General features: G+C 62.4%; 13 protein-coding genes. 7 read left to right on the top strand and 6 right to left on the bottom strand.

Annotation, left to right across the window (positions count from 1 at the left end; translation table 11 throughout):
* Position 1 precedes the first annotated feature (1 nt).
* The 3 genes from AB0O87_RS13660 (at position 2) to AB0O87_RS13650 (ending at position 2936) form a co-directional block, all read left to right on the top strand.
* Positions 2–769, top strand: coding sequence for a succinate dehydrogenase iron-sulfur subunit (locus AB0O87_RS13660; protein WP_363517088.1), 768 nt, complete (start codon positions 2–4; stop codon positions 767–769).
* Between the two features lie 109 nt (positions 770–878).
* On the top strand, positions 879–2087 hold the full coding sequence (locus AB0O87_RS13655) for a YihY/virulence factor BrkB family protein (RefSeq protein ID WP_363517085.1): 1209 nt from the start codon (positions 879–881) through the stop codon (positions 2085–2087).
* A gap of 9 nt (positions 2088–2096) precedes the next feature.
* Complete coding sequence (locus tag AB0O87_RS13650; protein WP_363517082.1) at positions 2097–2936, top strand: exodeoxyribonuclease III; 840 nt, start codon at positions 2097–2099, stop codon at positions 2934–2936.
* On the opposite strand, the gene AB0O87_RS13645 is transcribed toward AB0O87_RS13650, so the two are convergent.
* Positions 2930–3568, bottom strand: coding sequence for a DUF4166 domain-containing protein (locus AB0O87_RS13645; RefSeq protein ID WP_363517079.1), 639 nt, complete (start codon positions 3566–3568; stop codon positions 2930–2932). The two genes, AB0O87_RS13650 and AB0O87_RS13645, sit on opposite strands and share 7 nt — an antisense overlap.
* 44 nt (positions 3569–3612) lie before the next feature.
* On the opposite strand from AB0O87_RS13645, the gene trpS reads away from it, so the two are divergent.
* Positions 3613–4617: a tryptophan--tRNA ligase gene (gene trpS / locus AB0O87_RS13640; protein ID WP_363517076.1), complete on the top strand. Its 1005-nt coding sequence runs from the start codon at positions 3613–3615 to the stop codon at positions 4615–4617.
* Positions 4618–4650: 33 nt separating this feature from the next.
* On the opposite strand, the gene AB0O87_RS13635 is transcribed toward trpS, so the two are convergent.
* Positions 4651–6276: a Na+/H+ antiporter NhaC family protein gene (locus tag AB0O87_RS13635; protein ID WP_363517073.1), complete on the bottom strand. Its 1626-nt coding sequence runs from the start codon at positions 6274–6276 to the stop codon at positions 4651–4653.
* Positions 6277–6360: 84 nt separating this feature from the next.
* Here AB0O87_RS13635 and AB0O87_RS13630 point away from each other — a divergent pair, with 84 nt between their 5' ends.
* Entirely contained in the window at positions 6361–6897 is a 537-nt protein-coding gene (locus AB0O87_RS13630; protein WP_363517070.1) for a hypothetical protein, read from the top strand.
* A gap of 11 nt (positions 6898–6908) precedes the next feature.
* On the opposite strand, the gene pth is transcribed toward AB0O87_RS13630, so the two are convergent.
* Together pth and AB0O87_RS13620 are read right to left on the bottom strand one after the other, a co-directional pair.
* Positions 6909–7490 carry an aminoacyl-tRNA hydrolase gene (gene pth, locus AB0O87_RS13625; RefSeq protein ID WP_363517067.1) on the bottom strand — a complete coding sequence of 194 codons (582 nt, stop codon included), beginning with the start codon at positions 7488–7490 and terminating at the stop codon, positions 6909–6911.
* A 117-nt stretch (positions 7491–7607) separates the two neighbouring features.
* The gene (locus AB0O87_RS13620) at positions 7608–8213 is read right to left on the bottom strand and encodes a 50S ribosomal protein L25/general stress protein Ctc (RefSeq protein WP_363517064.1); all 606 of its coding nucleotides are present in this window, start codon (positions 8211–8213) and stop codon (positions 7608–7610) included.
* A 222-nt stretch (positions 8214–8435) separates the two neighbouring features.
* Here AB0O87_RS13620 and AB0O87_RS13615 point away from each other — a divergent pair, with 222 nt between their 5' ends.
* Complete coding sequence (locus AB0O87_RS13615; protein WP_363517061.1) at positions 8436–8561, top strand: hypothetical protein; 126 nt, start codon at positions 8436–8438, stop codon at positions 8559–8561.
* A gap of 3 nt (positions 8562–8564) precedes the next feature.
* Here the strand turns inward: AB0O87_RS13615 and AB0O87_RS13610 are convergent, their stop codons facing one another.
* Together AB0O87_RS13610 and AB0O87_RS13605 are read right to left on the bottom strand one after the other, a co-directional pair.
* Entirely contained in the window at positions 8565–9068 is a 504-nt protein-coding gene (locus AB0O87_RS13610) for a gluconokinase (protein WP_363517058.1), read from the bottom strand.
* 17 nt (positions 9069–9085) lie between these two features.
* Positions 9086–10144 (bottom strand): D-2-hydroxyacid dehydrogenase, encoded by a 1059-nt coding sequence (locus AB0O87_RS13605; protein ID WP_363517055.1) that lies wholly within the window; start codon positions 10142–10144, stop codon positions 9086–9088.
* A gap of 124 nt (positions 10145–10268) precedes the next feature.
* On the opposite strand from AB0O87_RS13605, the gene gndA reads away from it, so the two are divergent.
* Positions 10269–11723: an NADP-dependent phosphogluconate dehydrogenase gene (gndA, locus tag AB0O87_RS13600; protein ID WP_363517052.1), complete on the top strand. Its 1455-nt coding sequence runs from the start codon at positions 10269–10271 to the stop codon at positions 11721–11723.
* Positions 11724–11743: the final 20 nt, after the last annotated feature.

Here is an 11743-nt window from a genome sequence, read left to right as displayed (position 1 = left end):
CATGTCGACCGCCATCGCAGAGTCACCTGCCAACACCGCAGAAGAAACGGGCATTCAGTCCTTCATCGTCACGTTCAACATTCGCCGCTTCGATCCGGAGATCGACTCGGAGCCGCACTGGGTCGATTACGACGTTGAGCTTTACTCCACCGACCGCGTCCTTGACGCGCTGCACAAGATCAAGTGGGAAGTCGACGGCACGTTGACCTTCCGTCGCTCCTGTGCACACGGCATTTGTGGTTCTGACGCCATGCGCATCAATGGCCGTAATCGCCTGGCTTGCAAGACACTGATCAAAGACCTCGACATCTCGAAGCCTGTCTATGTCGAAGCCATCAAGGGCTTGCCGCTGGAGAAAGACCTCGTCGTTGACATGGAGCCGTTCTTCGCGTCTTTCCGCGAAGTGCAGCCGTTCCTCGTCGCGAGCTCCGTGCCCGAAAAGCGCAAGGAGCGCGTGCAGTCGATCGCAGATCGCGAGATCTTCGACGACACCACCAAGTGCATCCTCTGCGCTGCGTGCACCTCATCGTGCCCCGTGTTCTGGACGGATGGGCAGTACTTCGGCCCCGCAGCGATCGTGAACGCACACCGCTTCATCTTCGACTCGCGCGATGACAACGCGGCGGTCCGCCTCGACATCCTCAACGACAAGGAAGGCGTGTGGCGCTGCCGCACGACCTTCAACTGCTCTGAGGCGTGCCCGCGTGGCATCGAGGTCACCAAGGCCATCGCCGAGGTGAAGCAGGCCATTCTTCGCGGGCGTCCCTGACGCGCCGCACCAGGCAATAACGTGAGAACAGGCGGTCCCGCTTCGGGACCGCCTGTTCTCACGTTGTCGCCTGTTCTCTCCGTTCCCACAGCTTGGATAGGGTGTGACAGTGTCTGAATCCGATGGCTCCCCGAGCGACTCTGGTCGCCTTGATGTAGCCGTTGAGCGGGCGACAGCCCTCACACAGCGCACAATGGCGCTGTTTCCGGTGCGTGTATGGCGCCACTTTCTGCAAAGGAATGGTTTTCTCCTTGCTGCGGGTGTGAGCTACCAAGCGCTCTTCGCCATCTTCGCGGCGATCTACCTGGCGTTTGCAATCGCCGGTCTCTGGCTCGGCGGCAGCACCGAGGCAGTGGACAGCATGATCAATATGATCAATCACTACATCCCGAATCTGATCGCACCAGAGGGCGGTCTGGCCACCCCCAAGCAGGTGCAGGAGATTGCGGCGAGCACGACCGGGGTTCTCAGCATCACCGGCCTTATCGCGCTCGGCACCGTGATCTGGACCGCCATCGGCTGGGTGACGTTCTCTCGTCGCGCCACGCGAGACATGTTCGGCCTCGAACCCGACCGCCGAAACGTCGTGTTCTTGAAGGCACGCGACTTCCTGGCCGCGCTCCTTTTTGGCGTGTCACTGATCGTCGGATCTCTTCTCAGCTCTGCAAGCGCCGCCGTTTTGAGCTGGGCTCTGGCGCAGCTCGGCTGGGACCTCGGTTCCGAGGGACTGAACAGCAGCATCCGGCTCGGCACGGTCCTCATCTCTTTTGCACTGTTGTCCACCGCACTGGCCGCAATGGTCCGTTTCCTCACCGGCATCTCCCTGCGGTGGCGCACCATCTGGCCGGGCGCACTTCTCGGTGGCGGAGCAATGACGGTGCTGCAGTACGGCGCCGGTTACCTGTTGAGCTACACCCCATCGAATCCCCTGCTCGCGACGTTTGCGATCTTCATCGGGCTCTTGCTGTGGTTCCGCATCAACGGCGTCGTCATGCTGGTGGCGTCATCATGGATTGCCGTGTCGGCGAAAGACCGCGACATTCCGTTGCAAGAACAGACAGATTCCGAACGCCGTATTCAAGAACACCTCGCTCTTCTCACCGCCGCACGCATCCGTGTGCGCGAAGCGCGTGAGGCACGGGATGCTGCTACCTGGAGTCGTCGGTGGCAAACAGAGCGCGCGCTCAAAGCTGCCGAGGCAGAGCTCGCAGACCTGGAGGCGTTCACGCCGCGGCCCGCAGACCCGAGCACACCGCTTGCCCAACGGCTTCTCTCCGAGCTGCACAGAGCACGCCGAGATGTCGGTGACGGTCGTTAGGCTGGTGTGATGCCTCATCTGCGGATCGCCAGTGTCAACGTCAACGGAATTCGAGCGGCGGTTCGTAACGGAATGAGCGCCTGGCTCGACTCTGCAGGGGTCGACATCCTCACCCTGCAAGAAGTCCGTGGCCAAGACGAGCATCTCGAAGCGGCGCTTCCTGGATGGTCTTTTGTTCACGACACCGCGACCGCTAAGGGACGCGCCGGCGTTGCCATCGCCAGCCGTACGCCGGCCATGGCCTCGCGCACTACTTTTGGTCCAGACGAGTTCGACTCCAAGGGGCGCTGGATCGAAGCGGACTATCTGCTGGGAGACCGCCCCCTCACTGTCGTGAGTGCGTACGTGCACTCTGGCGAAGTTGATACCCCGAAGCAAGACGAGAAGTGGAAGTTCCTCGACGCCTTCGGCACCCGCCTCGCCGAACTCAAGCGCAACGACGCACTTGCCCTGGTCACAGGAGATCTCAATGTCGGACACCGCGAACTCGACATCAAGAACTGGCGAGGCAATCGCAAGAAGGCAGGGTTCCTCCCCCGCGAGCGCGCATACTTCGATCGCTTCCTTGGCGAAGCAGACACAGAGATCACGGGAGTCGACGGCACCCTGGGCACCGGCCTCGGCTGGGTCGATGTGGGGCGAAAGTTCCACGGTGAGATCGACGGTCCGTACACGTGGTGGTCGATGCGCGGTCAGGCGTTCGACAACGACTCCGGCTGGCGCATCGACTATCACCTCGCGACGCCGGCCCTGGCTGAGCGTGTGTCGACCTATCACGTGGCGAGGGCAGCGGCCTACGACCAGCGCTGGAGCGACCACGCTCCCGTAGTCGTCGACTACAGCTACTGACCAGGCTCAACCTGGGCGTGGCGATACCATCCCCGGTACTCCAGCACGGTGCCGAGCAGAGGGTTCGTCGCGCGCATGTTGATCGTGCGACGACGCAACTCCTCGTCCCATCCGTCGACGAGGTCGACGTCAACTCGCAAAATGCCGCGGAGTGCAATCCGCACGCGCCCCAGTTTCAGAGACACAGCGTGTGTTCGCATTCTCAACGCGCCTTCTGCCGTCACTGAGCAGTGCTCGAGGAGCTGCACGCGTCCGCGCGCGCCCATCACGTTGTGCACAATCCCTGGGCGCGCCGTTATCGTGAGCCGATCGGTGATGTGTTGTGTCACCGCTCGGAATCGAAACTCGCGCGCGGTGTCGAGCGACACTCGCCCTGACCTCGTCTGGGCCGCAACCGTGGTGATCGAAAAGGGAACATTGCGCTCACGCCGCGTGACCAGTAACCCCGGTCCGACAACCGGTGCTGCACACCAGGCGAGGCGCCCGAATCGGCTACCTGCGATCTCGAATACTCCCTCGGCGGTGTCACTATCGGCGACAACCTGCATCTGGGCACGGATCTCTGGATGCAACCGCACGGCGTCGTCTCCGAGTGCCGCAAGAAACACCGCTCCACGCGCGACTGATGTCATGCGCCCATCGTAGGGCCCCGCACGCAACGCGTAGGATTGAGAGTGTGACGAAACCTCGCCTTTACTCCGGAATGCAGCCATCAGCCGATTCACTTCAGATCGGAAACTACATCGGTGCGCTGTTGCAGTGGCGGGATCTGCAGAGTTCGTACGATGCCTATTTCTCGGTCGTTGATCTGCATGCGCTGACCGTCGCGCAAGACCCAGCGGAGCTCCGCGAAAAGACTCGCCGTACGGCGGCGCAGTACATCGCTGCCGGGATCGAGCCATCGCTCTCGACGCTGTATGTGCAGTCCCACGTGCGAGCGCACGCAGAGCTCGCCTGGATCCTCAGCACCATCACCGGCTTCGGCGAGGCCGGTCGCATGACGCAGTTCAAAGACAAGTCGACCCGCTATGGCGCCGACGCGACGAGCGTGGGTCTGTTCACCTACCCGGTGCTGATGGCGGCAGATATTTTGCTCTACCAGACCGATGTGGTGCCTGTCGGTGACGACCAGAAGCAGCATGTCGAGCTCACGCGCGACCTTGCTGAGCGCTTCAACTCGCGTTTCGGCGAGACATTCACGGTACCGATGCCGGTCATTCAAAAAGAGACCGCCCGTATCTACGACCTCCAAAACCCCACCGCCAAGATGTCGAAGTCGGCAGAGAGCGACGCCGGGGTGCTGTGGATGCTCGACGACCCAGCAAAGTCGGCGAAGAAGATCATGCGCGCAGTGACCGACAACGAGGGTTCCGTGCGCTTCGACCGCGAGAACAAGCCCGGCGTCTCTAACCTGCTGACCATTTACGCTGCCCTCAGCGGGCAGCAGGTCTCCTCGATCGAAAACGAGTATGCCGGGCGCGGCTACGGCGATTTCAAGAAGGGACTCGCTGAGGTTGTCGTCAACGAGTTCGAGCCGGTACGCGCACGCGCTCTGGAACTGCTCGACGATCCCGCAGAACTCGATCGCATCCTCGCGGAGAACGCTGGTCGCGCTGACGCCGTCGCTGATGCCACCCTCACAGATGTCTACGACCGCGTCGGTCTGCTGCGCCGCGTCTGAGATCGACGCGAGCGTGTGGGCCGTGCGCTGACGTTACGCTGCGGCCGCAGCCGCGGTGCCGTCAGAATTGGCATCAGAATTGCCGTCAGAGTTGGCATCAATGGGGGACGCGAACTTTCTGCACACCGCAATCGCGACCAAGAGCGTCAGTAGCGTCACGATGAGTCCGACCCAGACCAGGCTGGTCAGCGCGAGCGCCGCATAACCGAACAGGGCGGCGGTGACCGCTATTGCAACAAACGGCAGCTGCGTCACCACGTGGGTGATCACATTGCACCCTGCGCCAGTCGCCGACAGGATCGTCGTGTCAGAAATAGGTGACGCATGGTCACCGGCAACGGCCCCGGCGAGGACCGCTCCCAGCATCGGGAGCAGCAACTCCGGTGCATCAACGGAGTTGACGATGCCGCCCGCAATGGGGAGCAGCAACCCGAAGGATCCCCAAGAGGACCCTGTAGAAAAGGCCATCGCCGCGGCGCTCAGGAAGACAATCGGAATAAGCCATCCTGGAGCAAGATTCGACCGCTCCACAAGATCGCCGAGGAAGGATCCGGTGCCGAGGGTCTCGATAAGACCGCCGAGCATCCACGCGAGAATCAGAATTCCGATGGCGGGAAGCATTGACTTCGCACCGTCCAGCCACCCCTTGCCGAAGGTGCTCCAGCCGAACTTAGGGTTCGGCGAGGTGTAACGCCAGTAGTAGTACATCGCGCACACCACGCCAAAGAGCGCTCCGACCATCAGCGCACCGCTGGGGTCAGTGTTCGCAAGAACCTCAAGAATGTCCCACGAGCCAGATGCGCTGACGCCCGTCCACGCGATGCCCAGAAAGACACCGAAAACAAGGGCGACGAACGGCACGATGACGGCGCGCTTCGCGCCAGGCTCGTGCACCGGCAGATCGGCGCTCAGTTGGCCAGGCACCACCTCTCCCTTCGCGTACGGAAGCCCCTCCCCATAGGCACGGCGCTCTTCCCTCCGCATGGGTCCGATGTCGACCCGAAAGGCGATAACGAGCCACACCAAGATCGCTGCGGCAATGGCGTAGTAGTTCGATGCCGCCGCTCCCAGAAAAGCCTCCACGCTGCTGATGGTCAGCGTCGACGCCGCGACGATGGGCGCGAGGATCCCGATGATGTACGCCCCCCAACTCGAAAACGGTGCCAGCACCGCCACCGGCGCCGATGTGGAGTCGACAATGTAAGCGAGTTTTGCGCGCGACACCCGGTGCTCGTCCGTGACAGGACGGCTGATCTGGCCCACGGCGAGAGCATTGAAATAGTCGTCGATAAAGATGACGATGCCGAGGATCGCGGGCAACACCTGGCTGCCACGGCGCGTTGCGATGCGCTGCACCGCCCAGTCCGCGAAGGCGCGCGTTCCGCCAGACATCATGATGAAAGCGGCGATGACACCCAGCACGACGATGAACAAGAGGATGTAGACGTACCAAGTATTCACCTGGCCATCGGCCCAAAAGATGCCGAAGAACGACTGCCAGGTGAGTGCCAGCGCGTCAAGCACATTGAAGTTGACGATCAAGAGGGCGGCAGCGAGAACTCCTGCACCGAGACTGATCATGACCTTCCGCGTGATGATCGCCAGCACAATTGCCAGGGCGGGCGGAACAAGCGTTAACCATGGTGCTGTGTCGAGCATTGGCATTCCCTCTTCGTCGTGGTCCGCTGTCGCGGTCGCATGAGCATTCAACCACCATCGGATGCCTCGCCCTAGGATAGGGGCGTGACGGATCCGCAACTACCTCCCCCGCCCGGCGCATACCCGGGGAGTTTTTCTGCTCCGCCGGTTCCCCCTGTATCGCCGGCGCCGCCAGGGGCGTACCAGGTGCCAGTGGGCGGATATTCCACCTCTACAGGCGCCTACACTGCGCCGGCCACGACGAATCGTCGGTCTGCGATGCTCGGAACACTTGCGCTGGTGTTTGCGCTCGTCGCCGCAATCGTGACGCCGCTCATCGCCGGCATCAACGCGCTGACAATCGGAAGGGCTCTGCCCACAACCACAGCAGCCACATACGATCTCCGCATGCTTTCCCCTGTGCGCGATCAGGTGCTCTGGACAGAGATTTCTTTCTGGGCAGGCACCGTTCTCGGCATCGCAGCGATCGTGATCGGCATCATCGCGATCGCCAAGCGACGGGGCCGTGGGGCTGGCATTGCGGCCATCATCGTGGCAGCGTTCGGCGTCATTTTCTTCTTCACCGTGCTGATCATCGCGCTCACAATCGGTGGCGCCGCCGGAGCAGTGGGCTACTCGTAAGCGACGGTGCCCTAGCGCGGTGCGTGATATTTCTGCTGCGCGGCGAGCAACCCTTCAGCGACAAGCAATTCTGCGGCGTCTGCGGCGTCTGAAATGAGAATCGGCAAGTTCGGCCGCTCCTCTTTTCCGAACGGCGCCAACACCCAGTCCGCCGGATCTTGCGGCCCCACCGGACGGCCAATACCGATCCGCACCCGCGGAAAGTCAGCCGTTCCCAGGGCACGCGCGATGTCACGGACCCCGTTATGCCCGCCGTGACCGCCGCCGACCTTGAGCTTGACAGTGTCGAAAGGGATGTCGAGTTCGTCGTGCAGCACGACAATCTGCTCGGGCGGAACAGAGTAGAACCGCGCGAGTGCGGCCACCGGAGTGCCAGAGACATTCATGAAGCTGTTCGGCTTGGCGAGCACCAACTTCTCGGCCCCCGGCTTCAACCACGTCTCGACTACGCGAGCGCCACCCTTATGCGCACGAAAAGCCTCGCCCCGACGAGCCGCGATCTCGTCGATCACCATCTGACCGATGTTGTGCCTCGTGGACTCGTATCGCGGTCCGGGGTTGCCGAGTCCCACCAGGAGCCAGGTGGATGCCATGTCCTCGTCCTCTCACTGTGCCGGTGTCGTGACTGTGCGGGTGTCGTGACCCGGGTCAGGATACGACAGAGGGGACGCGATTCGATCGCGTCCCCTCTGTGCTGAAGCAGGCGGAAATTACTCCGCTGCGGACTCTTCGGTTGCATCGCCAGCGTCAGCCGAGTCCTCGTCGCCCTCAGAAGGTGCGGCAGGAACGGAGACAGCAATAACGAGAACCTCGGGGTCAGACAGCAGCGACGAACCCTTGGGGAGCTTGACGTCGGCCGCGGTGATGTGCGCGCCCTCTTCCAGTCCCTCAACGGAAACTTCGATGTTCTGCGGGATGTGCGTAGCCTCGGCCTCGATCGACAGCGTGGTCGCGTCGAGGTTGACGATCGTGCCAGCAGCCGACTCACCGGTGACGATGATCGGGATGTCGATCGCGACCTTCTCGCCCTTCTTCACGACGAGGAGGTCGATGTGCTCGATGATCTGCTGTACCGGGTCGCGCTGAACATCCTTGACCAGCACGAGCTGCGACTTGCCCTCGATGTCGAGCTCGATCAGAGCGTTGGCACGACGAATGATGAGCGAAACCTGGTGACCAGGAAGTGCAACGTGCACCGGCTCGGTGCCGTGGCCGTAAATGACGGCGGGGATCTTGCCTGCGGCGCGGAGGCGGCGGGCAAAACCCTTGCCGAAGCTCTCGCGAAGCTCGGCGTGGACCTTGGTGTCTTCAGACATGGGGTTCTCCTTCGGGACACGCAACGAGAGCGCCGCGCGGTGGTCTTGGAATTTTCGAACTCGCTGACACGTGAGGAAAGCCACCGGGCTTGCTTCGCCGCGTCGATAACGGATGATCGCGCACGCGCAAAATCATCCCTCGCCGAGGTACAGCCTCAATGGTACCGGATGACCCGATAGGCTGGCGACACCGGTCCTTTTCTGCAGAACACGGAGAACTTCATGCTCGACGGCGCTTTCCTCTCTCACGCACTCCTCTGGCTGATCGGAGCTATGACTGTGGGTGCTGCCGTCACGTCGTTCATTGCGCTCTACGCGATGGGCCGTTCCAGCTACCGCAAGGACTGATCGCTACACCGCACCATACGTGGCGCGCACGGCCTCCTGAATAGCCTGGATTTGCTGATCCAGCGGGAGAGAGCCTGCGATCTGTACGCCCCTCTCGCCCTCCTGGAGCGACTCAAGAGTTTCAAGCTGCGAGTCCAGCAGCGCTGGGGGCATGAAGTGTCCCTCCCGTGCATCAAGACGCACGGTGAGCGTGGCACGGTCAACCAGCAACTCGGCAAAGAAAGTCTCTGGCGCTTCGGCGCGAATCGCGTCTCGATAGCGCCGCCGCAGCGCTGAGCAGGCAACGACAATCCGTTCCTCGCCCTGAAGCGCCTCCCCCACTGAACGCAGCCACGGCGTTCTGTCTTCGTCATCGAGGGGGATCCCCGACGCCATCTTGTCGACGTTGGTCAGCGGATGCAGGTCATCAGCATCGATGAAGCGCGCGCCGATGGTCTCCGCCAGTGCTTCTCCGAGTGTCGACTTGCCGCAGCCGCTTGGCCCCATCACAACGATGCGCGAACTCATCTGTTTCGCCCCAGCCCTCAGTAAAACTCGACGGTGTTCACCACAGCGCGTTGTTGTTTCCCATCGAGCAAGCGCGTCGCGTTCTCGGCGAAGCGGCGGGCGATGCGCTCCGCCTCTTTCGAGCTGATTGCTGCCGTGTGCGGACTGACCAGAACATGCGGATGCGACCACAGTGGTGATGCGGCGTCCAATGGCTCCTGCTCAAAGACGTCGAGAGCGGCGAAAGCCACGCGGCCGTCATCGAGCGCAGGGATCAGCGCTTGCTCGTCAATGACACTTCCCCGACCGACGTTGACCAAGATGCCCCCTGGTCGCACCGCCGCCAGCAGCTCAGCGCCAATAAGGTGCTTGGTCTGCTCGGTACCGGGAAGGGTCACGACGATCGCGTCGACATCGCGCACAGCATCGATGAGGTCGTCGAGCGGGACCAGGCGCTCCACACCGTCTACAGGCTGCCCAGACCGGGTGGTGCCCCACACCTCAGCGCCGAGCGCGTGGAAGCGGCGAGCGCACTCAGAGCCGATCCCGCCGAGGCCGACGATCAGCACTCTCATCTCGTCGATCTGACGCATCTCCCAGCGGTCTGGCCACACGTTCTCGCGCTGATCGGTCATCAGACGGGGCAGATCTTTGGCTCCGGCGAGAACGGCGAAAACCGCAAACTCTGCCAACGGCCCGCCGTGGACCCCTGCACTTGTGGTGAAGGTGACGCGCTCAAGTGCGGCGCTATCCAGTTCTGCTGCCCGAACGGTGCTGCCGCCGCCTGCAGCCGTGGTCATCACCCACCGCAGCCTTTTGTTTGCGGCCACGGTACGCGCGAGTGCGTGCGGGTCGACATCGGGGATCCCGAAAAGAACGTCGGCGGAGTCCACCATCTCATCGAAGGCGCGCTGCTGCTCTGCGGTGCGTGAGAAAGAGGGATCCCCCGACCAGTCAGCCGGCCAGCGCATCGGCGGCACAAGAGTGTGGTCGCGGACAAGCTCGAGGCGCGGCTCTTTCTCTTCAATGAGCTGGCAGAGATCTTCCGGTAGTGGAACGGCCACCACCGCCCGAAGCTTGCTCGTCGACGATGTCATAAAGATTCCCTCCGCGCTGAGTACTCGACTCGACCAGCGTAGAGGTCGCCGCAACACAGTGCGCGCAAGGGCCTGTACAGCGATACGCTGAAGCAACCCCTTCTTCACGATCGAGGAGCCTTCTGTGCCCGAAGCATCAGCGAACATCGGAGTCGTCGGACTCGCCGTCATGGGATCGAATCTCGCCCGCAACCTTGCGAGCCGCGAGGGAAACACCGTGGCGATCTTCAACCGCAGCCACGAGAAGACTGAAACGCTCGTCTCCGAGCACCCAGAGGCCGGGTTCGTTCCGGCGCAGAGCTACCAGGAGTTCGCGGACTCGCTGCAGAAGCCGCGTACCGCGATCATCATGGTCAAGGCTGGCGGCCCGACCGATGCGGTCATCAACTCACTGGTTGAGGTTTTCGAACCAGGCGACATCATCGTCGATGGCGGCAACGCCTACTTCCCCGACACGATCCGTCGCGAGAAGGCAGTGCGCGAGACCGGTATCAACTTCGTTGGCGCTGGTATCTCTGGCGGCGAAGAGGGAGCCCTCAATGGCCCCTCGATCATGCCTGGCGGCTCAGACGAGTCGTGGGTCACGCTCGGCCCGATCCTCAAGTCGATCGCCGCTGTCGCCGAGGGTGAGCCGTGTGTGACGCACATTGGTCACGACGGAGCAGGCCATTTCGTGAAGATGGTGCACAACGGCATCGAGTACGCCGACATGCAGCTCATCGCCGAGGCCTACGACCTCATTCGTCGCGGCACCGGAAAGTCTCCGGCCGAGATCGCAGAGATCTTCGCCGAGTGGAACAGGGGCGAACTGGAGTCGTACCTGATCGAGATCACCGCGGAGGTGCTCCGCCAGGTCGATGCCGAAACGGGTAACCCGCTGGTTGACGTCATTCTCGACCAGGCAGGCGCCAAGGGAACGGGAGCGTGGACGGTGCAGACCGCTCTTGCGCTCGGCGTCCCTGTCTCCGGTATTGCCGAGGCGACCTTCGCGCGTTCCCTGTCTTCACACCCGGAACAGCGTGCCGTTGCTGGCTCTCTCCCCGGTCCGGAAGAAGAGTTCACCGTCGCTGCAGAAGACACGGCACAGTTCATCGAAGATGTGCGTCTTGCGCTTTACGCCTCCAAGATCGTCGCCTACTCGCAGGGCTTCGACGAGATCCGCGCTGGTGCCATTGAATACGGGTGGAACATCGACCTCGGTGCGATCTCGAAGATCTGGCGTGGTGGCTGCATCATCCGCGCCCAGTTCCTGAACCGCATCGCAGATGCTTATGCGGCGACACCCGATTTGCCTGTGCTGATGGCTGCTCCGTACTTCGCGGAGGCGTTGGGCCGTGGTCAGGCTTCGTGGCGTCGTGTCGTGGTGGCTGCCGCTCAGGCTGGCATCCCCTCCCCTGCGTTCTCATCGTCGTTGTCGTACTACGACGGCATTCGCGCCGACCGGCTGCCGGCAGCGCTTGTGCAGGGTCAGCGGGACTTCTTCGGGGCGCACACCTACAAGCGCATCGATAAGGAAGGCACCTTCCACACGCTGTGGTCGGGCGACCGCACCGAGATCGAGGCGGAAGACACGCACTGACGTTTTTACATAAAAGAGGG

Origin of the sequence: Microbacterium sp. NPDC076768, from assembly GCF_040687205.1 — a bacterium.
GTDB lineage: Bacteria > Actinomycetota > Actinomycetes > Actinomycetales > Microbacteriaceae > Microbacterium.
The sequence above is the reverse complement of the archived record's forward strand: the minus strand, read 5'-3'. Positions and strand labels throughout refer to the sequence as shown.